The following is a 23,734-nucleotide window of genomic DNA, read 5'->3' as shown; positions in this document are numbered from 1 at the left end:
AGCTAGATGCGCAAAGCACATCCAAGCGAGGCAAAAACATGCAGGCCACACGGGCAGAGGCAGAGGCGCGTCTGATCGAATTCACCCCCAAAATGGGCAAGGCCTATGCCAATGGGCGCAATTACGATCTGGGACATGGCGCACATAAATCTGTGTCGCGCTTGTCGCCTTATATCCGCCGCCGCCTGATCCGCGAGGCAGAGGTTGTCAAAACCGCGCTTGGCACACATGGCGCGGTTGCCGCTGAAAAATTCATTCAAGAGGTGATTTGGCGCAGCTATTTCAAGGGCTGGCTTGAGATGCGCCCCGCCATATGGCGCAGTTACGTGTCAGGTCTTGAGGCCGATATGGCCGCGCTCGACCAAGATCGCCCTTTGTCCCGCGCCTATACCCGCGCCATCGAAGGGCGCACCGGGCTAGACTGCTTTGACCATTGGGCGCGCGAATTGGTTGAAACGGGCTATCTGCACAATCACGCGCGGATGTGGTTTGCCTCGATCTGGATATTCACGCTGCGATTGCCATGGCGGCTTGGCGCGGATTTTTTTTACCGTCATCTCTTGGATGGGGATGCAGCGTCTAACACCTTGGGCTGGCGATGGGTTGCGGGCCTACATACGCGGGGCAAATTCTATGCGGCCGAGGCGTGGAATATCGCAAAATTCACCCAAAACCGATTTACCCCGCGCGATGTAGATTTGGCCGTGGTGACAGAAGGGCTTGAAACAACCGAACCTGATGGCCTGCCCCCGACCCTGCCACTGCGCACGCCAGTTGCGCCACAGACGGGGGCGAAAACCCTTTTGCTGATCACTGATGAAGACTGCGGGATCACAGGCGCCGATATTGCGGGCTTTGATGTTGGTGCCGTGGTGGGGTTGACCCAATCGCATTTGCGCCATGCAAGCCCAAGTGTCGCCGCTTTCGAGGCGGAGGCCATTCGCGATTGCGCAAATCGGCTTGGCCTGACCGCTGAAATGGTCGAGGCGCTCGATCCAAATCTCTTGGCGCAAATGGCCACGCGGCTTGGGGCCGTGCAAATCGCCACCCCCTATATCCCGCAAGGGCCGTTATTCGATTGGTTCACCGAGGCGCGCAGGCCCCTTGAGGCCGCAAATATCGCCTTCGCCGAATGGTGCGACCCTTGGGATCAAAGGATATGGCCCCATGCCACGGCGGGTTTCTTCAAGATGAAACAGAAAATCCCCCAGCTGATTGCCGCATTGGATTGAGAGATAAATTCTTAACTGGCATCGCCCGTGGCGCTGAGGCAACATGCGCGAAATTGCAAGCTGGCGGGAGGGTAAAATGACAGCGCAACGGCAGGATGATAATCAAATTTGGGTCAGTGCCGAGGCAATAACAAATTTCAGCCACGCTATATTGCGCGCTGCGGGCGCAGATGAGGCCACGGCCACTACCACTACAGATGCCATGATGCATGCCAGCCTGCATGGCGTAGACAGCCACGGCTTCCGCCTTTTGCCGCATTATCAGGCGGTCATGCGCGGCGGGCGTGTCAACCCGCGCCCCAATCTCAAATTCACCAAAACCCGTGCAGGCACGGGCATGTTGGACGCGGATGATGCGCATGGTGCGCGCGCACTTTATGCCGCGGCGGATCATGCCGCCGATTTGGCCCGTGAGGCGGGCATTGGTGCGGTTGGGGTGATGAACAGCTCGCATTACGGCGCTGCGGGGGCCTATACCATGGCCTTGGCCAAGCGCGGGATGGGTGGCATGGTCTTTGGCAATTCAGACAGTCTTGTGCGCCTGCATGACGGGGCCGGACGGTTTCACGGCACCAATCCGATCTCCATCGCCTTTCCCACCGCAGGCAACCCTTGGCTTTTGGATATGGCGACCAGTTCCGTGCCCTATAACCGCGTGCAACTTTATGCTTCCCTTGGCGTGACCTTGCCCGAAGATGTCGCATCTGACGCCGCAGGTGTGAACACAACCGACCCTAATAAAGCTGAAATGTTGGCCCCGCTCGGGGGCGAATTCGGGTTTAAGGGGGCCGCATTGGGGGGCGTTGCAGAAATCTTTTCAGCAGTTTTCACGGGCATGAAAATCTCGCCCGATCTCGATGCCATGGTGGGCGGTGACATGACCCGTCCGCGGGGCGTGGGGGGATTTGTGATTGCGATTGACCCAGAGGCCTTTTTAACAGGCCCTATGTTCATTGCGGGCATGGAGCATTACCTGACCAAGCTGCGCACCAGCACGCCCCGCACAGGCGCGCGCGTCATGGCGCCTGGGGATCGCGAATGGGATGTGGCAGCCTTACGCGCTCAAAAGGGTATCCCCCTTGACCCTGTTACCCAAGCAAGCTTTGCCGAACTGACCAAGACAACAGGATTGTCGCTGTGACGGGGCGCTTTGATATCGCGGTGGTTGGTCGTGGCCTGATGGGCACAGCCGCCGCGCGGTATCTGGCGCAAATGGGTCATCGCGTGGCCCTAATCGGCCCCTCCGAGCCGCAAAACCGTGCAACCCATGATGGCCCCTTTGGCAGCCACCATGACGCAGGCAGGATCACGCGCGGCCTTGCGGAAAAGGCGGATTGGTCCCGCCTCGCCTTGCGCTCCATGGCGCGATACCGTGAACTTGAGGCGGTATTAGGGCAAGGGTTCTACACCCCATGCGGGGTGATGATGGCAGGGCCAATCGCAGGGCCCGCTGCGGATTTTACGCACGCCTTTCTGCAGGCGGCTGAGGCCTTGGCCATTCCCCATGAGCGGCTTGATGATGCAGGGCTTGCCGCGCGCTTTCCCTTTATGCGGTTTCCCGTAGGAACAGCCGCCGCATGGGAGGCCACAGGCGGTTGGATCAACCCCCGCTTATTGCGCGCCGCAGAGGAGCGCGCGATGGAACAGGCGGGGGGCGTGGTGATTAACGCCGCCGCCGTGGCGCAGGATCAGGGCACAGTCACCCTTACAACGGGCGAAACAGTGGATGCGGGGCATGTCGTCATCGCCACGGGGGGCTATGCGCGCACCGACAAGCTTTTGCCCGCCCGCCCCGATATGAACGTGATGGCACGCACCGTGCTTTTGGCCGAAATCGCGCCCAATGATGTGGCGCGCTTGGCCGAGATGCCCACGCTGATTTCCATGCCCGAAGATGGGCGCATGGATGAAGACCTGTATCTGCTGCCACCGATCCAATATCCCGATGGGACATATTATCTGAAAATCGGGGGCGAACCTGCCTCGCCAAGCCTGACCACTCAGGCCGAGATGACCGCATGGTTCCGCTCTGAGGGCAGCGCAGAGGCCGCCGCGCGTTTGCAAGGCTATTTGACGGCAATTTTGCCCGATCTGCCCGTGCAATCCTATCACACCGATACTTGCGTCATCAGTTTCACGGCCACAGGATACCCCTATATCGAGCGGCTTGATGATCACCTGACCATCCTGACAGGGGGCAATGGGGCCGCCGCGAAAAGCTGTGATGAAATCGGCCGCTTGGGGGCTTTGGCGGCCACAGGCCAATCCCTTGCCCCTGAGGGGTATGACACCGATTTCAAAGCCAAATTTATCTGATTTTAATAAAAGAAAGGTTGCCGCGTTATGAGCCTATCCATCACCCTAAACTGGCAGCGCCAAGAGGCCACGCTGACCCCGCAGAAATACAGCAACGCCCATGAGATCACCTATACTGATGACACCAAGGTCATGGGGGATGCCGCGCCCGATTGGGGCGGGAATGCCGCCTATACCAATCCAGAACAGGCCTTGGCCGCTGCGATGTCGAGTTGCCATATGATGACCTTTCTGGCCCTTGCCGCGAAGGCAGGTTGGCCTGTGGCAAGCTATAGCGACCATGCCGTGGCCCATTTGGGCAAAAGCCCCAAAGGCCGCATGGCGGTGACCCGTATTGATCTGCACCCCAAAGTGACCTTTGATACCGGCTTTTCGGTGGATCAGGAAACGCTTGACGAGATGCAGCACCGCGCCCATCGTTATTGCTTTGTTGCAAATTCCATCGCCGACTATGTTGAGGTGACGATCAGCTAAGCCCCTAATCTGGGAGAGGATGCCATGACCATAGCCAGCCAAACCAATATCCTAGACAGCGCGCTTGATGCGCGGGGGATTTTACGTCTGACCCTGAATGACGAAAAACGCCGCAATGCGCTGTCCGAGGCGATGCTGAACCGCCTTCTTGAGGCGATCCATGCGGCAGGCGATGATCCTGAGGTGCGGGTGGTCATTCTTGCCTCTCGTGGCCCCGCTTTTTGTGCGGGTCATGATCTAAAGGAATTGACCGCCGCCCGCGCTGAGGGCGATGGGGGGCGCGCCTATTTCACCAAGATCATGGCGCTTTGCGCATCCGTGATGCAGGCGATTGTGGCCTGCCCCAAGCCCGTGATTGCCGAGGTGCGGGGCGTGGCCACGGCGGCGGGGTGCCAATTGATTGCGACCTGTGATTTGGCGGTGGCTGAAGACGGCGCGCGCTTTGGCACACCTGGGGTGCATATTGGGCTATTTTGCTCGACCCCCATGGTCGCTTTGTCGCGCAATGTCAGCCATAAACACGCGATGGAGATGCTGTTGACAGGCGATATGATCGCGGCCCCGCGTGCGGTTGAGATGGGATTGGTGAACAAGGCTGTCCCTGAGGCAGAACTCAGCGCCACAACCGAGGAGATGGCCGCCAAAATCGCCGCAAAATCCACAATGACCCTCGCCACTGGAAAATCGGCCTTCTATCGCCAAGCCGAAATGGGTCTGGCCGAGGCCTATAATTATGCCGCGCAGGTTATGGTGGATAATATGCTGACCCATGATGCCGAAGAAGGGATCGGGGCCTTTATCGAAAAACGTCATCCACAATGGCAGGACAAATGAGCCAGATTTATCACGATGACCCAAGCCTAGCGCGGCGCGCGGCCAATCATCAACCCCTCAGCCCGCTGAGTTTTCTTGAGCGCGCTGCAGGCACTTACCCAGATCATGTGGCTATCATTCATGGCCCCTTGCGCCGCAGTTACCGCGATTTCTATGCGCGCGCGCGGCAATTGGCGTCTCGCCTGACACAAGACCGGGTGCGCAAGGGCGATAATGTCTCTGTGATCCTTGCCAATACACCCGCCATGTTGGAATGCCATTACGGTGTGCCAATGTGCGGCGCGGTTCTGCATTCTATTAACACGCGGCTTGATGCGGCCATCATCGCCTTTCAGATCGACCATGCCGAAAGCAAAATCCTGATCGTAGATGCGGAATTCATGCCACTGGCCCAAGAGGCGCTGCAACTGGCGAAATCCAAGCCGCAGTTGGTGCAATATGATGACCCCGAATATGACGGCCCGCGCAGCGATGTAATAGCCGAAGATTACGAGGCCTATCTGACCAAAGGCGATCCTGACTATCACTGGGCCCTGCCCGATGATGAATGGGATGCGATTGCGCTTAACTACACCTCCGGCACCACGGGTGATCCAAAAGGTGTGGTTTATCACCATCGCGGGGCTTATTTGCTGGCACAGGGCAATGCGCTGATCACTTCGATGCAGAAACACGCGGTCTATCTGTGGACCTTGCCGATGTTTCACTGCAACGGCTGGTGTTTCCCTTGGACAATTTCGGCCATTATCGGCACCCATGTCTGCCTGCGCCAAGTGCGCAGCGCGCCGATTTGGCGCGCCTTGACCGAGGATGGCGTAACCCATCTATGCGGCGCGCCAATTGTGATGTCGGTAATCTTGGATGCGCCCGAGCGAGAGCAACTGCCATCACAGGTGAATTTCTTTACCGCCGCAGCCCCGCCGCCTGAGCGGGTCTTGGCCGATATGCAACAGGCGGGGTTTGATGTGACCCATCTTTACGGCCTAACCGAAACCTATGGCCCCGCCGTGGTCAATGAATGGCATCAGGAATGGTCAGATTTGCCCCTGCCCGAACAAGCGCGGCTTAAATCGCGTCAGGGCGTGAAATACACGCCGCTAGAACAGTTGGATGTGCTTGATCCCGATACGTTGCACCCTGTCCCGCGCGATGGGGAAACTTTGGGCGAGGTCATGTTCCGCGGCAATGTCGTGATGAAGGGATATTTCCGCAACCCAAGCGCCACCGAAAAAACTTTTGCGGGCGGCTGGTTCCATTCGGGCGATTTGGCGGTGATCCACCCAGACGGATATATTCAGCTGAAAGACCGCTCAAAGGATATCATCATCTCAGGAGGCGAGAATATTTCCTCCATCGAGGTGGAGGAAGTGCTTTATGCACACCCTGCCGTGGCTGTCGTGGCCGTGGTGGCCAAGCCAGACGAGAAATGGGGCGAGACGCCTTGTGCCTTTATCGAATTGAAATCAGGGGAAAGCGCAAGCGCAGAGGATCTGCGCGAATGGTGCCGCGACCGCCTCGCCCATTACAAATGCCCGCGTGATTTTATTTTCACGGAGATCCCGCGCACAAGCACGGGTAAAATCCAAAAATTCCAATTGCGCGACATGGCAAAGGCAGGGGCAAGCTAACAGGCTTATCCCCTGCGCCCCCCCGCACGCCGCGCGCGCAAAAGCTCCATAAGCTTTAGATCGCGCGCGCGATGCGCCTCTGGCAGGCTGTCTTGCGGGTGCAGGGCATCCAAATAGGACGTCAGTCCTTGGTCTAAGGCGGATGACCAATCGCTGATTTTTGTGTCGCCCTCAAACATGGTCTGATACATGCCCGCAAAGCGCGTGACATAATCCGACACGCCCCCCGGTGCATTCAGGTGGATCGTTTCAAACGGCCCCATAAACGACCACCGCATCCCCAAACCATCGCAAATGGCGCGGTCAATATCCTCGGGCGCGGCCACGCCGTTTTGCAGCAGCTTAAACGCCTCAATCAGCAACGCACCTTGCAATCGGTTAACCACAAACCCGTCAATCTCGCGCTTCAATGTAATTGGAATTTGCCCTGTCTGTGCAATCAAATCGCGCACTTTTTGGGTGACCTCAGCTGCGGTAAAAGGGGCAGGCACAATCTCAACGGCGGGCACCAGATGGGGGGGATTGATCGGATGCACGACCAAGCAGCGCGCGCGCCCCGCGACATCAGCCGCATAGGACGAGGCAGGAATGCCCGAAGTTGAACTGCCAATCGGCACATCAGGCGGCAGAATTGCATCCATCTCCGCAGTCAGGGCCGCCTTTACATCGCGCTTTTCTGGGCCACTTTCTTGGACATATATCACTCCCTCAAGCGCCGCAGCCAAGCTCGCAGCCACGCTGATCTGACTGCGATACTCTCGTGCGGCAATCAGGCCGTGATCGGCTAAATCCTGCAACCGCGCCAAAACCTTTGGCGCCGCGCCATCGGCAACACCCGCGATAGGATCATAAAGCACAACATCATGGCCCGCTACCACAAACACAGCCCCCCATGCCTGACCAATCAGCCCTGCCCCCACAATCGCAATCTTGCCCATATCTCCCGCCCTCCAAAATCATATCTGTCGATATGCTATAGGATCGGCGGGGCGGCATTCCAGATGAAAAAGAAAACTGGCGCACCCGAGAGGATTCGAACCTCTGGCCTCTGCCTTCGGAGGGCAGCGCTCTATCCAGCTGAGCTACGGGTGCCTGAGCCCGCTTTTAGCGGCGCGGGCGCGGTTTCGCAATCATCAATCCGTGCGCGCTTAGGCGAAAAGATCGTGGCACAGTTCCAAGGCTTCGACCAAGGCATCCACCTCGGCACGTGTGTTATACATCGCAAAGGACGCGCGGCAGGTGGCCGTCACACCCATATGTTCCATCAAAGGCTGTGCACAATGATGGCCCGCGCGCACGGCCACACCTTTTTTATCAAGGACAGTGGAAATATCATGGGCATGCGCCGCGCCATCTATCGTGAAGGAAAAGATCGCGCCTTTATGCGCAGAATTCCCCTGAACATTCAGCCAATTCAGCCCCGCAAGGCGGGTGCGCGCATATTGGGTCAGATCGGCCTCATGGGCGGCAATCGCCTCCATACCCACGGCGCTCATGTAATCAAGGGCAACGCCAAGACCGATTTGCTGCACGATGCCCGGTGTCCCCGCCTCGAATTTCATTGGGGGGTCATTCCATGTGATCTCATCACGATGCACTTCGCGGATCATGTCCCCCCCGCCCAAGAAGGGCTGCATCTCGGCCATGCGCGCTGATTTGATATAGATCGCGCCTGATCCTGACGGGCCATAGAGTTTGTGTCCTGTGATTGCGTAAAAATCCGCGCCAAGCGCATCAAGGTTCAGCGGCATATGCACAGCCGCCTGCGACCCATCCACCAATACGGGAATATCGCGGGCATGGGCGGCATCAATCACCGTTTTGACGTCAAACACAGTGCCAAGCACATTTGACATATGCGACATCGCAATCAGCCGCGTGCGCGGGGTGATCGCATCAATCATCGCTTGCGGATCCAAATCCCCGCTCACATCTGTCTCGACCCAGACCAATTTCACGCCAAGACGTTCGCGCAGAAAATGCCACGGCACGATATTGGCGTGATGTTCGGCAATGGTCAGGATGATCTCATCCCCCGCTTGCAGGCGCGGCGCGGCCCAACCATAGGAAACAAGATTGATCCCTTCCGTTGCCCCTGAGGTAAAGACAATCTCGCGCTCGTCCGCCACGCCTAGGAAGCGCGCAATCTTGCCGCGCACCCCCTCATAGGCCTCGGTCGCGACCATAGAGAGATGATGCAGCCCACGATGCACATTGGCATATTCCGCCTCATAGGCATGGGTCATCGCATCAATCACCGCGCGCGGCTTTTGCGCACTCGCCCCATTGTCGAGATAGACCAGTGGCTTTCCGTTCACCTCACGGGAGAGGATCGGGAAATCAGCGCGGATTTTATCAACATCAAACATGGAAACCCTTTACGGCATCATTGGAACAAGGCCGAAACTTGTCACGACTAGCGAAAGAAGAAAGGCAAAGGCGATGAGAAACATGATAATCGCCCAAAAGGTTTTCCAAACGGACGAAAACCCATGCAAAACAGTGACAAACTGCGCCATGAGCCAAAAGAATAGTGGGATAGAGGCAAGACTGACGATATCGGCAAGAACCGACAAACCAATGGCAATGGCCGCGATTTGAAAGGCCTGCACGACCAGAAACACGGCCTGCAACCAGACCATCAACGCAAGCGCACCGTCAAAATCGCCCTTGCCCCCAAAGCGCGCACCAATCACCGCGATGCCAAGGGACACCAAGACAAGGAAAACCGCCTGAACAAGCCCCATCACGACAGGCATCGGCACGCCTGCGCCCGCCTCTGGCATCGGCACCATCAACAAGACCGCACTTGCCAACAGGGTTGATAGGGTAATGACCAAGGCCAAGCCCAACCACAAAACATTGCGCGGCAGATTAAGGGCCAGAATCGCCTGCGCTGCCTCTTGCGGGGCGCGGATCGTGTCACGCGTATGACGCCACAGACCCGATAGGGTGAGAATCTCTGACAGGTTCACGCGCCTAAACCCCTTCTGTTACGGCCTCTGGTGCGCGTTCTGCCTCAATCAGGCACGCGAGCCAAATCACCAAAAAGCCAAGCAATGTCACCAAGCCCGTGGCATCGGATGCAGGCCCCTGTCCGATGAACCCTGCCACAAGCCCGTTCAACAAAAATAGCGGTGCCGTCACCAAAAGCGACCAAAACAGCGCCAGCCGCGCAGAATAAAACGTGCCACGCCCGCGAAACAATTTCGCCACCAGATGCGAAATCCCTGCAAACACATAGAGCATCAAAGGCATCACCATCATCATTGAGAAAAATGTGATGGCAAGGCGCGCCTGCAGTGGCACCGATGGATCCAGAAACGCCTCACGGCTAAGTTTGGGCCATTGCCCCACAAACAGCAGGAAACACGCGATCATGACAAAGGCAATCGCCCGATCCTCGCGGCGGCCATGGTTCAGCATAGACCGCAGCACCTGTCGCGGGCGACGCCAAGAGGCGACAATATCGCGGCTGACTGACATTGCAGACCCTACCCTTTAGCCCCGCCGCCGTGCCAACCACAGCTCTAGCTGGGCCAATATATCTGCGCGCAGCGTCTCATCTTCGATCTCGTCAATCGCCTCGGCCAAAAAGGCCAAAACCAAAAGATCGGTGGCTGTTGGGTGATCCACCCCGCGCGAGCGCAGATAGAACAACGCCTCTTCATCAATCGCGCCAGTGGTCGAGCCGTGGCTGCATTTCACATCATCGGCGTAAATCTCAAGCTCGGGCTTGGCCAAGAACGTGCTGTCATCATCCAAAAGCAGGGCTTGGCTGATTTGATAGCCATCGGTCTTTTGCGCACCGGGCGTCACAAGGATTTTCCCTTGAAACACGCCAGAGGCCCCGTTGCGCAACACCTTTTTGAACACCTGACGGCTTTCGCAATCCTCACCCCGATGGGTCACAAAGACCGTGTCGTCATGATGGAACTCGGCCCGCTTGCCATCGCCAAGTGCCGCACCCGCCACATGGGCAACTGCATTATCCCCAACGATATCAATCACATGCTCGTTGCGGGTCAGAACGCCGTTGCAGGTAAGGGTAAAGCTTTTGTAATGCGCCGCCTCGGCCACGCGCACAAAGCTATGGGTCACGGCGCGGCGGGCGTGATCGCGCCCCTGTGCGCGGATGTGTTGAAAGCGTGCGGTCGGGGCCAGATCAACCTCAGTGCATTTGTTGAACCGCGCCGCCGCAGGGCCCTGTTCAAGCAAGGTCATCTCTGCGCCTTCTTCAACGCGGATCACATGGTGCAGCACGGCATCGGAGGTTTCAGACTGATGCAGATAGATCAGGCTGACGGGTTTGGACACCCGCCCTGTGGCACGGATCACAATGCCATCCGTGGCAAAGGCCGTGTTCAGCGCGGCCAAGGGGCGCGCAACGGGGTCTTGGCCATGGGTTTCAAGATGACCATAAAGCTCCATCGCCCAGTGAATGTCGGTTTTCAGAACGTCAGACAGGCGTGAGATTTCCAGCCCCTCAAGGCTGAGATCATCTGATTGAGCCGCATCAAAAACACCATCCACAAAGACAATCTTGAGGCGGTCAATATCTTCAAAGACACGGCGATCTTGCCCCGGATCAAACAGCGCCGCTGCCGGCGCATCGGCCACGGTCAACTCGGCGGGGTTTGTGTATTTCCAATATTCATCCCGCGCGGTGGGCAAACCCATGGCGCGCAGCCGTGTGAGGGCTGTATGGCGCGCCTCATTGGCCCAATTGGCCCCGTGCGGCAACTCAAGCGCCGCAATCCGCGCCTCGGTCAAATCAATGCGTGCCTGCGCCAAAGCCATTATGCAACCTCCGCCAACAGATCCGCGTAGCCGTTTTTCTCAACTTCCAAGGCCAATTCTGGCCCGCCCGTTTTGATGATACGGCCATCCGACATGATATGCACAACATCAGGTTTGATATGGTCAAGCAGGCGTTGATAATGGGTGATCACAAGGAACCCACGCCCTGCATCCCGCAGCGCGTTTACGCCATCCGAGACCAGTTTCATCGCATCCACATCAAGGCCACTATCGGTTTCGTCCAAGATGCACATCTTGGGTTCCAACATAGCCATTTGCAGGATTTCATTGCGCTTCTTCTCACCGCCCGAGAAGCCCACATTGACGGGACGCTTGAGCATTTCTGCGTCAATCTTGAGGGTCTTGGCCTTTTCGCGCACCAGTTTCAGAAACTCTGCCGCACTTACCTCATCCTCGCCGCGCAGCTTACGCTGTGCATTCAGCGCCGTGCGCAAGAAGGTCATATTGCCAACACCGGGGATCTCAACGGGATATTGGAATGCCAAAAACAGGCCTGCTGCGGCGCGCTCTTCGGGTTCCATTTCGAGGATGTCTTCGCCCAGCAAAGTGGCAGAGCCATCCGTGACGCTATACCCATCGCGCCCCGACAGCACATAGGACAAGGTCGATTTGCCCGAGCCATTTGGCCCCATGATCGCATGAACCTTGCCCGCCTCTACGGTCAGATCGACACCTTTGAGGATTTGCTTTCCTTCTTCCTCAAGTTCGACATGTAAGTTCTTGATCTCAAGCATTATCTTCTCCTTCAAGGGCGCAGGCCCTTTCCCTTATTCCACCGTGACAGCCGTGCCTGAGGCACTGACCATCAGCATATTGTTGATAACTTCGTAATCCAGATCGACACCGACCACCGCATTTGCGCCCTGCTCGCGCGCGCGATCTTGCATTTCGGCCAGCGCGGTTTCCCGCGCACGGGCCATTTCGCCCTCATAGGCCCCTGAGCGCCCGCCGATAATGTCGGTGATGCTTGCGAAAATATCGCGAAACACATTTGCGCCCAAAATCGCCTCACCCACCACGATACCGCGATAGTCCGTGATTTTTCGACCTTCGATAGATTGTGTTGTTGTAACGATCATCCGCCTTACCCCATAACGCCGCGCAGCACGGCCATTGCAACCCAAGCCGCCATGCCCACCAGAACCGAGGTCAAAAAGACCGATCCGCGCACCAATCCACCGCGCTTGCCTTGGCGCGCCCGCACGGACAGGCCGATCAGCGCCCCAAGAAAGGTGCCAACACCGATCCCCGCGGTTTGATGCAACAGCTCTGGCAACATGGGCTTATTTCCGCATGATCATTTTTGCCGATACATGGCTGATAATGGTGGCCGCCACCGCGGCGAAAGCCGCCAGACCTGGCCCACCTGGATGCCAGATAGAATAGGTCAAGGCCATCATCACAACCACACCAATAGCAACCAACAGCGCATAACGCGGGCGTGGTTCCCCTGCGGTGAGCCAATATTTCCAGTTCATCAGCCGACACTCCCCTCAAGACTGATTGCAACCAATTGCTGCGCTTCCATGGCAAATTCCATCGGCAACGCCTGCAACACCTCGCGGCAGAAGCCGTTGACCACCAAGGCCACCGCCTCTTCCTCATCCATCCCGCGGGAGCGGCAATAGAACAGCTGATCATCATCCACTTTCGAAGTGGTGGCCTCATGCTCAACCCGCGAGGAGTTATTCTTGACCTCAATATAAGGCACAGTATGCGCACCGCATTTATCGCCAATCAGCAAACTGTCGCATTGGGTGTAATTGCGGCTGTTTTTCGCCTTTGGATGCATCGAGACCTGACCGCGATAGGTATTTTGCGCACGCCCTGCGCTGATACCTTTGGAGACAATCCGCGATTTGGTGTTCTTGCCCAAATGGATCATCTTGGTGCCCGTATCGGCCTGCTGCGCATTATTGGCGATGGCGATGGAGTAGAATTCCCCCTGACTGTCATCACCGCGCAGGATGCAAGACGGGTATTTCCATGTAATGGCCGACCCTGTTTCCACTTGGGTCCACATCACCTTAGAGCGATCCCCACGGCAATCGGCACGCTTGGTCACGAAATTGTAGATCCCACCCTTGCCGTTTTCATCGCCCGGATACCAGTTTTGCACTGTGGAATATTTGATTTCGGCATCATCATGGGCGACCAATTCCACAACTGCGGCGTGCAATTGGTGGGTGTCGCGCATTGGCGCGGTGCAGCCCTCAAGGTAGGACACATAGGCGTCTTTATCCGCAATGATCAATGTGCGCTCAAATTGGCCCGTATTTTCCGCATTGATGCGGAAATAGGTGGACAATTCCATAGGGCAGCGCACGCCAGGTGGCACATAGACGAAGGAGCCATCCGAAAACACGGCAGAGTTCAAAGTGGCAAAGAAATTATCCGAAATAGGCACAACCGAGCCGAGATATTTCTTCACCAGATCTGGGTGCTTTTGTATCGCCTCGGAGATGGAGCAGAAGATGACCCCTGCCTTTTCCAATTCATCCTTGAATGTCGTGCCGACCGAGACACTGTCAAACACAGCATCAACCGCCACTTTGCGCGGTGCGGCCTCGGCATCTGCGCCTTCAACCCCTGCGAGCAGCATCTGCTCCTTCAGGGGGATACCCAGTTTATCATAGGTCGCCAAAAGCTTTGGGTCGACCTCGTCCAAACTTTTGGGCTTTTCGGTCATGCTTTTGGGTTTGGCGTAGTAATATTGATCTTGGTATTCAATCGCCGTGTAATTCAGCATGGCCCAATCAGGTTCAGCCATCTGCTTCCAGCGTTTGAACGCCTGCAGGCGCCAATCAAGCATCCATTTGGGCTCGTTATTCTTTTCCGAGATGAGGCGCACAATGTCCTCGTTCAGGCCTTTTGGGGCGAACTCCATCTCAATATCGGTTTCCCAACCGTATTTATACGCGCCACCCATTGCCTTGACGGTTTCAACGGTTTCGCGATCGACACCTTCGCGGATATCGCTGTCGAGTGCGGTCATGGGATCAACTCCTGTTTCTTCCTGATGGGTGCGTATAGGCCACCCACCCCCTCGTGCATCTGTTCGATCGCAAGGGGTGCGGCGCGGTGGCCCTGCCACATCTTTTAATGATGCGGCCCCCTAGCGGTTTAACCCTGCCCGCGCCTTGCGCCTGTCATAGGCATCGGCCCAAGCTTCCGCGAAGGCCATTACATCGGCCTCCTGCGTTTGTGGCCCAAGAGAGACACGGATCGCGCATCCTGCCATCTCTGGCGTCAGCCCCATCGCCTGCAAAACGGCGCTGGATTTGACCTTGCCACTGGAACAAGCAGAGCCTGCGGAAATCGCAAATCCTGCTAGATCCATTGCCATCACCTGGCTTTCCCCTTTCCACCCCTCCGTGACCATCAGGCTGGTATTGGGAAGCCGCGCGACGTCTTTCCCAACAAAAATAGTATCTTTGGCGCGATGTTCCAGTGTCTTTTCTAGAATATTTCTAAGTTTTTCCAGCTTTTTCGACAGGCCATTTTCAATATCTTGTATTGCAGCCTGCGCCGCACCACCAAATCCTGCAATGCCAATTAAATTCTCGGTTCCAGATCGGCGCCCCATTTCTTGACCGCCGCCACGAATTTGCGCCGCCACGTCAAGGCCACGCCGCAAGATCAGCGCGCCGATTCCCTTTGGCCCGCCAATTTTATGCGCCGAGATAAACGCCATATCGACCCCCGACCAATCAAAGGCAAGCGGCAGCTTGCCAAAGCCTTGCGTCCAATCAGATACGGCCAAACCTTCGGGCAGGGATTGGATGATCCCCGTTTCGGAATTCGCAAGTTGGAGGGTCGCTTCTGCAGGATCTGTGACATGCACCTGACCTTGCGCATCAACCTCTAGGTCCTCGAGGATCCACGCGCGCACAGCGTCATGTTCAATCGCGGCCCCTTTAAGATTGCGCCCAGATAGGGCCAATGCGGCGGCCTCGGTCGCGCCAGACACGAACACGATATCGGCGGCCTCTGCGCCGATGGCACTGGCAATTTGACCGCGCGCGCGTTCCATCAACGCCTTGGCCGCACGCCCCTCTTGATGAACGGAGGACGGGTTACCCACCACATCCATTGCAGCGATCATCGCCGCGCGCGCCTCGGGCCGAAGCGGCATTGTAGCGTTGTGATCCAGATAGACGCGCGCCATCAGGCCCCATCCACCACTGTAAAGAGGGTTGGAACGGCCGGGCATGGCGTCAGATCATTGCGGATCACATCCGAAAGCCGTGTTTGATGCAGGTAAACATAGACATGGGCGCTGAGACTTTCCCAAAGACGATTGGTCATGCTTTGCGCACGACTGCCCGACATGCCGCCAGAGGCGCCCGCCCCCTTATGCATCGCTGAAACCGTTTCCTCGACCGCCGAGAAAATATCGACCACGCGAATTTCTGCGGGCGCTTTGGCCAGTTTATACCCCCCGCCAGGCCCGCGCACAGACACCACCAAACCCTCGCGGCGCAGTTTCACAAACAGCTGCTCAAGATAGGGCAGCGAAATATCCTGCCGCTTGGCAATATCCGCAAGAGAGGTCAACGCGCCGTCCGCTTGCAAGGCAAGATCGGCCATAGCCACCATCGCGTATCGGCCTTTTGTGCTGAGCTTCATCTTGCCCCCCGAATTGTGCCATTTTGGCAGCCCTGTTTCGCAGAAACTTTGCCGCGCGCCCTTATTCACAGCAAGCCCGTGATTGACCTTTTGATCCGTCACGCTTAACTGCAATGCGTGGTGCAAACCGCACAGACACGCGCGCCCCGCGTTTGGGGGCAAAACCGCAGCATTGCGGTGACACAGGTTCTAGGTAGGGCGATTGCGCAGGTCAAGCATGACGCGCATGCGCCAGAAAGCGACAAGGGGAACGACATGCCCGAGGTGATATTCCAAGGCCCAGAAGGGCGGCTTGAGGGCCGTTATCATCCACAAAAGGCAAAGGATGCCCCGATTGCAATCGTCCTGCATCCGCATCCGCAATTCGGCGGCACGATGAACAACCGTGTGGTCTATAATCTGCATTACGCCTTCTACAATATGGGCTTCACCGTTCTGCGCTTTAACTTCCGCGGTGTCGGGCGCAGTCAGGGCGAATATGACCAAGGTCAGGGCGAATTGTCTGATGCGGCATCGGCCTTGGATTATCTGCAAACGATGAACCCCAACTCGAAACATTGTTGGGTTGCGGGGTTTTCTTTTGGCGCATGGATTGGGATGCAACTTCTGATGCGGCGCCCTGAGATCACGGGCTTTATCTCGGTCGCACCGCCCGCGAATATGTATGATTTCAGCTTCCTTGCACCCTGCCCCGCGTCAGGTTTAATCGTGAACGGCACCGCCGACCGCGTGGCCAAACCCCAAGACACCCGTATCTTGGTCGATAAGCTGCACGAGCAAAAAGGCATCACCATCACCCATGAGGAGATGGAGGGGGCGGGTCACTTCTTTGAAGATGAAGAGACACAGATGAACCCCATGATCGACATGGTTAAGGCCTATGTGAAGCGGCGCCTGACGGAAAACACGCGGTAATCCACCATTAGCACCCGTCTTGCCGAAGAAATCGCAGATGCCTTGGCCCAAGAGGCCCTGCGTGTGGCGCAAGAAACGGGGGATGAACGCCTGACCGATGAGCTGTGCAAACCGTTGGCGCGCTTTCCCCCACTGTCGAGGAAGCCTTGCGCACTGCAATACGCATGCGCATGGCCGAAAAACGTGGCTATGATTTTTTGCGCAGCAAACGCAGCCAAGCCCCAAACTAGCGGCATCACAAATCTGTATACAACGGCATACAGTTCTTGCGAATCCGCCAGAATTTGATATGCGCAGCCTCAGTATTTCTTCCCCGCGCGAGGCTGCCTGATATGACCAAAATCAAAGTTGAAAACCCCATCGTGGATATGGATGGGGATGAGATGACCCGCATCATTTGGGCCTTTATCAAAGATAAGCTCATCCTGCCCTATTTGGATCTTGATCTGCTCTATTATGATCTTGGGATCGAGGAGCGGGATCGCACCGATGATGCCATCACAGTGGCCGCTGCCGAAAAGACCCGCGAGGTTGGCGTGGCTGTGAAATGTGCCACCATCACCCCAGATGAAGCGCGGGTTGAGGAATTTGGCCTCAAACGGATGTATCGCAGCCCCAATGGGACAATCCGAAATATCCTAGGGGGCGTGATTTTCCGCCAACCGATTATTTGCAAAAACGTGCCCCGCCTTGTGCCCGGTTGGACGCAGCCCATTGTGGTGGGACGTCATGCCTTTGGCGATCAATACCGCGCCACCGATTTCCGCTTTCCAGGCAAGGGTAAGCTTACGATGAAATTTGTGGGCGAAGATGGCACCACGATTGAGCATGAGATTTTCGATGCCCCCGCCGCAGGTGTGGCGATGGGAATGTGTAACCTTGATCAATCTATCATTGATTTCGCCCGCGCCAGTATGAATTACGGGCTGAATTTAGGATGGCCCGTTTATCTGTCGACCAAAAACACCATTCTCAAAGCCTATGATGGCCGCTTTAAGGATTTGTTCCAGAAAGTGTATGACGAAGAATTCCGCCAGGCATTTGAAAAAAAGAAAATCTGGTATGAGCATCGCCTGATTGATGACATGGTGGCCTCTGCCCTGAAATGGTCGGGCGGCTATGTCTGGGCCTGTAAAAACTATGATGGTGACGTGCAATCCGACACTGTCGCCCAAGGATTTGGGTCGCTTGGGTTGATGACCTCGGTGTTGATGACGCCCGATGGCAAAATTGTCGAGGCAGAAGCCGCGCATGGCACCGTGACCCGTCATTACCGCCAGCACCAAAAGGGCGAGGCGACCTCAACCAATTCGGTCGCCTCCATCTATGCATGGACAGGCGGGCTTAAGCATCGTGCAAAACTGGATAACAATGACGCGCTGCTGCGCTTTGCGCAGACGCTTGAGAAAACCGTGGTCGATACGGTCGAAGCAGGCTTTATGACCAAGGATTTGGCGCTTTTGGTTGGGCCAGATCAGAAATGGCTGACCACGCAAGGCTTCCTTGAGAAAATTGATGAAAATCTGAACAAGGCACTGGTGGGCTAAGACCCCCCTTTTCTTTCAAGACCTTACACGCGCCGCACCCGTGCGGCGCGTTTTTTATGCGACAAAGCGGCCCTCACCCCTAAGTTGCAGGCCTCTCCTGCCGTTTCAACAGATGCGCGAACATCACCAAAGGGGCGCAGCCCCGCATTTGAAACGGAACCCATCTGAATGTTTTCACACAGCTTTCTCGCGGGCGTGATCCAATCCAATCAGGATCTCTCCCAAGCTTCGCTTGCCACGCGTATCTTGATCGGTCGTTTGCGCATCGAAATCCGAAACACCCCTACATTGCTTGAAGCCAAGATCGAGGAATTGGCTGATTTTGCCAAAGCAAATGCCTTCGCCGCCGATGATTTGGCGAAAATGCCCCGCTAACGAGGATAAAACAAAATGAAAAACGAAGTTTTGACCCTTGCGGAGGCATCCGCGCGCATCGTCTCAGGGGAAATCCTAAGCATTGCAGGCCACCCCGCTTATTTGGCGCAATTGCCAAAGGGAACTTGGATCGGGGGCAGCAGCCATTACTTTGTGACCTCGGAAGGTGGCAAAAAAATCGAAAACCGCCTCTATTGCACCAGTTTTGACGAGGCCGAAGCCGCAGAAATCCGCGTCATCGCCCCCGATAACTTAACCGATATCGCCACAGGGTATCAGACAGGCGGGGCAAGCCTGATCTTGATCCCCGCCTTTGGTCACGCGCATCGCCGCTTTGCGATTGAGGCGCAGCAAAACCCTGCTTTATTCGCGCAGCCCTTGATGGGATGGGTCGCAGGCACCGCGCTGGAGCGGATCGGTCAAGATCGTGCCAGTGTCATTGATGGCAGCACCGGTCAGAGCTACGAGGATGCCGCGATCGTGATGCATCTCGGCTTTGCCAAAGGGGTCACCCCCAACTTGGAGATTGTGAATATTTTCGAGCAGGCAGGGGATACGGCCACAAGCATTATTTTTGAAACCTCTGGTTTCGAAGCCGAAGATGCCATGATCAACGGGGCCAAGCAGAATTTGGCACGTTATTTGACGGCGCAAAATTGGGATGCGCGCTTGCCGCTCATCGCCAATTACGGCGGCGCCCATCTCAATGTGTCGATCAAATCGGTTGATGCCGATACAGGCATTGTCAGCTTCTATGCCCCTGTGCAGGAGGGCGTGGTCTATCGCCCCGCCGCAGCCCTTCCCGATGACTATGCCCAAGCCTTTGCCGCCTCGCTCAGCGATAAGGTCACAGGCGCTGATTACAGTTGTAATTGCATCTTGAACTATCTCTACGGCGAGATGGAGGGCAAATCAGTATCAGGATTCACAGGCCCAATGACCTTTGGGGAAATTGCCTATATGCTGCTGAACCAAACCCTTGTTCGGCTTGAACTGCAAAAGGCCGCGTAACGGCTTTTTTCAAGGCGGGCGGCTGTTACAGCAGCCCGTCTTCCATCACCCCATCGCGGCACATCTGCGCATAGAGCAAGCCCTCGCGCAGGCCACGATCGGCCACAGATAACCGATCCGTTGGCCATGCGCGCAGCAGCGCCTGCAAAATCGCAGAGCCTGACATAATCAGACTGTGCCGATCGCGCCCGATCCGCGGATCATTGCGCCGCCCCTCTGGCCCCAAGGCAAGGTAGGTTTGGATCACAGTGTCAATCTGATCCGATGTCATTCGCAGACCATCGACCTTGTTACGGTCATAGCGCTTGAGGCCCAAATGACTGGCCGCAACGGTTGTGACAGTGCCAGAGGTGCCGATGATCTGGAACCCTTCGCGCGCTTGATCTGCCGCATCGACATAGGGTGAAAATTTTGCAAGCTGTTCTTCGAAATACCATGACATCAGCGCAAACCGCGCCCCGTCATCTTCGACATCGTGATAAAGGTCTTTCAGGGTTGCCACGCCCAAAGGCACAGAAATCCAATCCACCACTTTCGCGCGGGGAAAAATGGTTTCCTCATGCCCAAACCCTTGATGCAGGCGCATGATCGCACGGGCGCGTTCCGAGGGCGCAACCCGAGACAGGTCGATCCAAACCAATTCGGTTGATCCCCCCCCGATATCCACCACCAAAAGCTGTTCGGTTTTCGCTGACACCAATGGCGCGCAGGAGATCACGGCCAGTTGCGCCTCTTCTTCGGGCTTGATGATCTCCATCTGCAAGCCCGTTTCGCGCTTCACAAGGTTGAGGAACTCGCCCCCATTGGTGGCGCGGCGGCAGGCCTCGGTGGCTACGATACGCATATGGCGCACTTGGTGTTGGGCCAGTTTGCGTTGACAGATTTTCAAAGCCCCAATCGCCCGCGCCATCGAGGCGCGCGACAAGCGCCCCGAGGCCTCTAGCCCGTGCCCCAGTTGCACCGATTTCGAGAAACTATCAACGATATGCAGATGCGTGCCTTTCGGCTGTGCAATCAACATTCGGCAGGAATTCGTGCCCAAATCAAGGGCGGCATAAAGATCGGCTGGGTCTGCTTTTTCGATCTGTGCGGGGGCGGCAGGTTTAGGTTTGCTATAAAATCTACGCTGCCCCTGCCCCATATTCGGATCAACGCCGCTTGGATCAGAAATATGCGCCACAGGCGCAGGGTTTACCCCGCCCTCTTTTGTATCTTTCTGTCGGTTTGGGTTGCGGCGTTTGCGGGCCATTTCTGCCCCTCCTTCATGGGCATGGTAGCGCCCCTATGAAAAAGCGACAACTGCTTTCGCGTGGCATTCGGGGGCAGTTGGGCGCTTTGGCGCATGATCATCATGAAAATTTTGGGATGTTCGGCCACTCGCAATGTGCGTATGCGCGGGCTATGTGCCTCTTACAAGGTCGGTTGCGCCGATTTTAGTGTCGAAATTAGTCCCATTGCGCGGGGGTTGCGCCCATATGGTGCGCCTTACGAGAAAGGAATCGCATCCAATGCCATCTGTGACCATCGTTTACTGGCGCGACATCCCTGCCCAAGTGATTGTGGGCAAAGGCCGCGCTGCAGCCAAATTGCCCCTGCCCGAACGGTTCGAGCAGGCAATTGACCGCTGCGCGATGAAGGTCGGGGCAAAAGATGACGAAGCCTATCTCGCCGAGTGGCGCCGCGTGGTAGATGCCGAGGTCGAAGGTGACCCATCCGACATCGCGCGCGTCTATGCAGATCGTTTGGATGCCGACTATGACACCGACCGCCTCAAGCGTTTGATCGCGGGCGATGGGGTTGAGGCAGCCTGATGAGCCTTGAGCGCGTGAGGGATCAGATTATGGCCTTGTTAAACTTTAAAAAACCAAGCGCGCCAGTCGCGCCCCATTCCCCTGAGGTTGAGGCCTTTCTTCAAGGCTATTCAATTGAGGTGATGCCGCGCACCGCCGAAAAGGTGGAAGATTTCCGCGCCCTTTTGCCTGAGGGCACCCGCGTCTATATCGCCCATATTGACGGCACCGAGATTGATGACATGGTCGCGACCGCAGCGCGCCTTGCCCGTGACGGGTTCGAGGTGATGCCGCATTTCCCCGCCCGCTCGATCAAAGACAAGGCCACGCTTGGCGATTGGATCGCGCGCTATCAGGGCGAGGCGGGTGTCACCTCTGGCCTCATCTTGGCAGGCGGCATCCCACAGGCGCATGGTGAATTTGAAAGCTCGATGCAGCTGTTGGAAACGGGGCTGTTTGATCAGGCAGGGTTCAAACGCTTGCATGTGGCAGGCCACCCCGAAGGCAACCGCGACATCGACCCAGATGGCAGCGATGCCAATGTGATGGAGGCTTTGCGTTGGAAACAGGCCTTTAGCGCGCGCACAGATGCAAAAATGGCCCTTGCCACGCAGTTCTGCTTTGAAGCCAAGCCCGTGATTGCATGGGCGAATGCCCTGCAGGCCGCGGGGATTGATCTGCCCGTCCATATCGGTATCGCAGGCCCCGCCAAGCTGCAAACCTTAATCAAATTCGCCATTGCCTGCGGCGTTGGCCCATCTCTGTCGGTTTTGCAAAAACGCGCCAAGGATGTCTCGAAACTTCTTTTGCCGTTCGAGCCTGACGAGATCATCGCAGAACTCGCCGCGCATAAGGCCGCAAATCCTGATTTCGGGATTGAATCCGTCCATTTCTTCCCGCTTGGCGGGATCAAGACAAATGCCCAATGGGCCATCGACCATGGCGGCGCATCCACGCGTCCGGCCGTTGAAGGAGTATAAGCCAGCATGACCCGCACCATCATTGAATCCCAAACCAAAACCACCGTGATCGGTTTTGACGAACCGTTTTGCGTGATTGGCGAACGGATCAACCCCACAGGGCGCAAAATCTTGAACGAAGAGCTAGAACGCGGTGACTTCTCACGCGTGCAAGCGGATGCCATTGCACAGGTGGCGGCGGGTGCGACCGTGTTGGACATCAACTCTGGCGCGGTGTTCTCGAACAAAATGGCCGAAGACCCCCGCTATGCCGACAATAACTTTGTTGAGCCTGCCTTGATGAAGGCCTTGGTCGAATGCGTGCAGGAAGTAACCGATTGCCCCTTGTGCATCGACAGCTCGGTTCCGGGTGCGTTGGAAAATGGTTTGGCCGCTGCCAAGGGTCGCCCGCTTTTGAACTCGGTCACAGGCGAAGAAGAACGCCTTGAGATGGTTTTGCCCTTGGTCAAGAAATACAATGTGCCCGTTGTTGCGATTTCTAACGATGACACAGGCATTTCCGAAGACCCCGAAGTGCGCTTTGCCGTTGCCAAAAAGATTGTTGAACGCGCGGCTGATTATGGCATTCCCGCCCATGATATCGTGGTTGACCCATTGGTCATGCCCATTGGCGCAATGGCCACAGCGGGCCATCAGGTCTTTACCCTTGTGCGCCGCTTGCGCGAGGAATTGGGCGTGAACACCACCTGCGGCGCGTCCAATATCAGCTTTGGCTTGCCCAACCGCCACGGCGTGAATAACGCGTTTTTGCCCATGGCCTATGCAGCGGGCATGACCAGTGCGATCATGAACCCAGTCGCCCTGCCCGTTGGCCCCAAAGCGATTGCCGAAAAGAAAGCCGCGATTGAGGCCGCAGGAATTATCCTGCCCGCAGATCTGGACGATGAAACCTTCGTCAAATTGTTCGGCATGGGCTCGACCAAGCCGCGCGCGGGCAAGGAGATGGAGGCGATCCGCGCCGCCAACCTGCTGCTTAACCAAGATGACGGCGGGGCTGCTTGGATCAATTTCAACAAAGATCCAGATGCCGCCGTGCAAGGGGGCCGCGCCAACCGCCGCGCAGGGGGTCGCCGCCGCGGCTAAGGCACCATTTTTTGAAAATCGCGGGCCAGAGCATATTTAACCTTATGCTCTGGCCTTTGCGCCAATAAAAGCAATGAAAGACCAAAACAGGATCCTTCC

The 23,734-nt window shown here is 56.7% G+C and carries 26 protein-coding genes and 1 tRNA gene; 13 read left to right on the top strand and 14 right to left on the bottom strand.

Annotated elements, in window-relative coordinates:
* Positions 1-38 precede the first annotated feature (38 nt).
* The 6 genes from AAC620_RS02015 to AAC620_RS01990 all read left to right on the top strand — a co-directional run bounded on the left by AAC620_RS02015 (position 39) and on the right by AAC620_RS01990 (position 6,484).
* Entirely contained in the window at positions 39-1,232 is a 1,194-nt protein-coding gene (locus tag AAC620_RS02015) for an FAD-binding domain-containing protein (protein WP_340242578.1), read from the top strand.
* 76 nt (positions 1,233-1,308) lie between these two features.
* A complete protein-coding gene (locus AAC620_RS02010) occupies positions 1,309-2,373 on the top strand; it encodes an Ldh family oxidoreductase (protein ID WP_340242577.1) in 1,065 nt (354 codons plus the stop codon).
* Complete coding sequence (locus tag AAC620_RS02005) at positions 2,370-3,548, top strand: NAD(P)/FAD-dependent oxidoreductase (protein WP_340242576.1); 1,179 nt, start codon at positions 2,370-2,372, stop codon at positions 3,546-3,548. The genes AAC620_RS02010 and AAC620_RS02005 overlap by 4 nt, the downstream gene beginning before the upstream one ends.
* A gap of 27 nt (positions 3,549-3,575) precedes the next feature.
* Positions 3,576-4,022, top strand: coding sequence for an OsmC family protein (locus AAC620_RS02000; RefSeq protein WP_340242575.1), 447 nt, complete (start codon positions 3,576-3,578; stop codon positions 4,020-4,022).
* 24 nt (positions 4,023-4,046) lie between these two features.
* Entirely contained in the window at positions 4,047-4,856 is an 810-nt protein-coding gene (locus AAC620_RS01995) for an enoyl-CoA hydratase (RefSeq protein WP_340242574.1), read from the top strand.
* A complete protein-coding gene (locus tag AAC620_RS01990; RefSeq protein WP_340242573.1) occupies positions 4,853-6,484 on the top strand; it encodes an acyl-CoA synthetase in 1,632 nt (543 codons plus the stop codon). Before AAC620_RS01995 ends, AAC620_RS01990 begins: the two co-directional genes overlap by 4 nt.
* A gap of 5 nt (positions 6,485-6,489) precedes the next feature.
* Here AAC620_RS01990 and AAC620_RS01985 read toward each other — a convergent pair whose 3' ends face one another.
* The 13 genes from AAC620_RS01985 to AAC620_RS01925 all read right to left on the bottom strand — a co-directional run bounded on the left by AAC620_RS01985 (position 6,490) and on the right by AAC620_RS01925 (position 15,934).
* On the bottom strand, positions 6,490-7,422 hold the full coding sequence (locus tag AAC620_RS01985; protein WP_340242572.1) for a 3-hydroxyacyl-CoA dehydrogenase: 933 nt from the start codon (positions 7,420-7,422) through the stop codon (positions 6,490-6,492).
* Positions 7,423-7,499: 77 nt separating this feature from the next.
* A tRNA-Arg gene (locus AAC620_RS01980) sits at positions 7,500-7,576 on the bottom strand.
* 56 nt (positions 7,577-7,632) lie between these two features.
* Positions 7,633-8,853, bottom strand: a complete 1,221-nt coding sequence (locus AAC620_RS01975; RefSeq protein WP_340242571.1) for a cysteine desulfurase — start codon at positions 8,851-8,853, stop codon at positions 7,633-7,635.
* 9 nt (positions 8,854-8,862) lie between these two features.
* Positions 8,863-9,459, bottom strand: a complete 597-nt coding sequence (locus AAC620_RS01970) for a YIP1 family protein (RefSeq protein ID WP_340242570.1) — start codon at positions 9,457-9,459, stop codon at positions 8,863-8,865.
* A gap of 4 nt (positions 9,460-9,463) precedes the next feature.
* Positions 9,464-9,970: a YIP1 family protein gene (locus AAC620_RS01965; protein ID WP_340242569.1), complete on the bottom strand. Its 507-nt coding sequence runs from the start codon at positions 9,968-9,970 to the stop codon at positions 9,464-9,466.
* A 15-nt stretch (positions 9,971-9,985) separates the two neighbouring features.
* The gene (sufD, locus tag AAC620_RS01960; RefSeq protein ID WP_340242568.1) at positions 9,986-11,284 is read right to left on the bottom strand and encodes a Fe-S cluster assembly protein SufD; all 1,299 of its coding nucleotides are present in this window, start codon (positions 11,282-11,284) and stop codon (positions 9,986-9,988) included.
* Positions 11,284-12,039: a Fe-S cluster assembly ATPase SufC gene (gene sufC, locus AAC620_RS01955; protein ID WP_317654920.1), complete on the bottom strand. Its 756-nt coding sequence runs from the start codon at positions 12,037-12,039 to the stop codon at positions 11,284-11,286. Before sufC ends, sufD begins: the two co-directional genes overlap by 1 nt.
* Before the next feature lie 33 nt (positions 12,040-12,072).
* Positions 12,073-12,384, bottom strand: coding sequence for a heavy metal-binding domain-containing protein (locus tag AAC620_RS01950; RefSeq protein ID WP_317654921.1), 312 nt, complete (start codon positions 12,382-12,384; stop codon positions 12,073-12,075).
* Positions 12,385-12,389: 5 nt separating this feature from the next.
* Positions 12,390-12,584, bottom strand: a complete 195-nt coding sequence (locus AAC620_RS01945) for a hypothetical protein (RefSeq protein WP_340242567.1) — start codon at positions 12,582-12,584, stop codon at positions 12,390-12,392.
* Positions 12,585-12,588: 4 nt separating this feature from the next.
* The gene (locus AAC620_RS01940) at positions 12,589-12,783 is read right to left on the bottom strand and encodes a hypothetical protein (protein ID WP_317654923.1); all 195 of its coding nucleotides are present in this window, start codon (positions 12,781-12,783) and stop codon (positions 12,589-12,591) included.
* Positions 12,783-14,300: a Fe-S cluster assembly protein SufB gene (gene sufB / locus AAC620_RS01935; protein ID WP_340242566.1), complete on the bottom strand. Its 1,518-nt coding sequence runs from the start codon at positions 14,298-14,300 to the stop codon at positions 12,783-12,785. Before sufB ends, AAC620_RS01940 begins: the two co-directional genes overlap by 1 nt.
* Positions 14,301-14,420: 120 nt before the next feature.
* Positions 14,421-15,473: a cysteine desulfurase family protein gene (locus tag AAC620_RS01930; RefSeq protein WP_340242565.1), complete on the bottom strand. Its 1,053-nt coding sequence runs from the start codon at positions 15,471-15,473 to the stop codon at positions 14,421-14,423.
* Entirely contained in the window at positions 15,473-15,934 is a 462-nt protein-coding gene (locus AAC620_RS01925) for an Rrf2 family transcriptional regulator (RefSeq protein ID WP_317655800.1), read from the bottom strand. Before AAC620_RS01925 ends, AAC620_RS01930 begins: the two co-directional genes overlap by 1 nt.
* A 255-nt stretch (positions 15,935-16,189) precedes the next feature.
* Between AAC620_RS01925 and AAC620_RS01920 the strand changes: the two genes are divergently transcribed.
* The 4 genes from AAC620_RS01920 to AAC620_RS01905 all read left to right on the top strand — a co-directional run bounded on the left by AAC620_RS01920 (position 16,190) and on the right by AAC620_RS01905 (position 19,782).
* Positions 16,190-16,849: an alpha/beta hydrolase gene (locus AAC620_RS01920; RefSeq protein WP_317654925.1), complete on the top strand. Its 660-nt coding sequence runs from the start codon at positions 16,190-16,192 to the stop codon at positions 16,847-16,849.
* Positions 16,850-17,181: 332 nt separating this feature from the next.
* Positions 17,182-18,396: an NADP-dependent isocitrate dehydrogenase gene (locus tag AAC620_RS01915; protein ID WP_340242564.1), complete on the top strand. Its 1,215-nt coding sequence runs from the start codon at positions 17,182-17,184 to the stop codon at positions 18,394-18,396.
* A gap of 168 nt (positions 18,397-18,564) precedes the next feature.
* Entirely contained in the window at positions 18,565-18,771 is a 207-nt protein-coding gene (locus tag AAC620_RS01910) for a hypothetical protein (protein ID WP_340242563.1), read from the top strand.
* 15 nt (positions 18,772-18,786) lie between these two features.
* Positions 18,787-19,782, top strand: a complete 996-nt coding sequence (locus tag AAC620_RS01905) for a DUF6976 family protein (protein ID WP_340242562.1) — start codon at positions 18,787-18,789, stop codon at positions 19,780-19,782.
* Between the two features lie 25 nt (positions 19,783-19,807).
* On the opposite strand, the gene AAC620_RS01900 is transcribed toward AAC620_RS01905, so the two are convergent.
* Positions 19,808-20,923: a Ppx/GppA phosphatase family protein gene (locus AAC620_RS01900; RefSeq protein ID WP_317655801.1), complete on the bottom strand. Its 1,116-nt coding sequence runs from the start codon at positions 20,921-20,923 to the stop codon at positions 19,808-19,810.
* A 367-nt stretch (positions 20,924-21,290) separates the two neighbouring features.
* Here AAC620_RS01900 and AAC620_RS01895 point away from each other — a divergent pair, with 367 nt between their 5' ends.
* Genes AAC620_RS01895 through AAC620_RS01885 form a run of 3 tightly spaced genes read left to right on the top strand, consistent with a single transcriptional unit; the run spans position 21,291 to position 23,635 of the window.
* Positions 21,291-21,593 carry a virulence factor gene (locus AAC620_RS01895; protein WP_340242561.1) on the top strand — a complete coding sequence of 101 codons (303 nt, stop codon included), beginning with the start codon at positions 21,291-21,293 and terminating at the stop codon, positions 21,591-21,593.
* 29 nt (positions 21,594-21,622) lie between these two features.
* Positions 21,623-22,552, top strand: a complete 930-nt coding sequence (locus AAC620_RS01890; protein WP_340243579.1) for a methylenetetrahydrofolate reductase — start codon at positions 21,623-21,625, stop codon at positions 22,550-22,552.
* Between the two features lie 6 nt (positions 22,553-22,558).
* Positions 22,559-23,635, top strand: a complete 1,077-nt coding sequence (locus AAC620_RS01885) for a methyltetrahydrofolate cobalamin methyltransferase (protein ID WP_340242560.1) — start codon at positions 22,559-22,561, stop codon at positions 23,633-23,635.
* Positions 23,636-23,734: the final 99 nt, after the last annotated feature.

The organism is Roseobacter sp. HKCCA2468 (genome assembly GCF_037805105.1).
Taxonomy (GTDB): domain Bacteria; phylum Pseudomonadota; class Alphaproteobacteria; order Rhodobacterales; family Rhodobacteraceae; genus M30B80.
The sequence above is the reverse complement of the archived record's forward strand: the minus strand, read 5'-3'. Positions and strand labels throughout refer to the sequence as shown.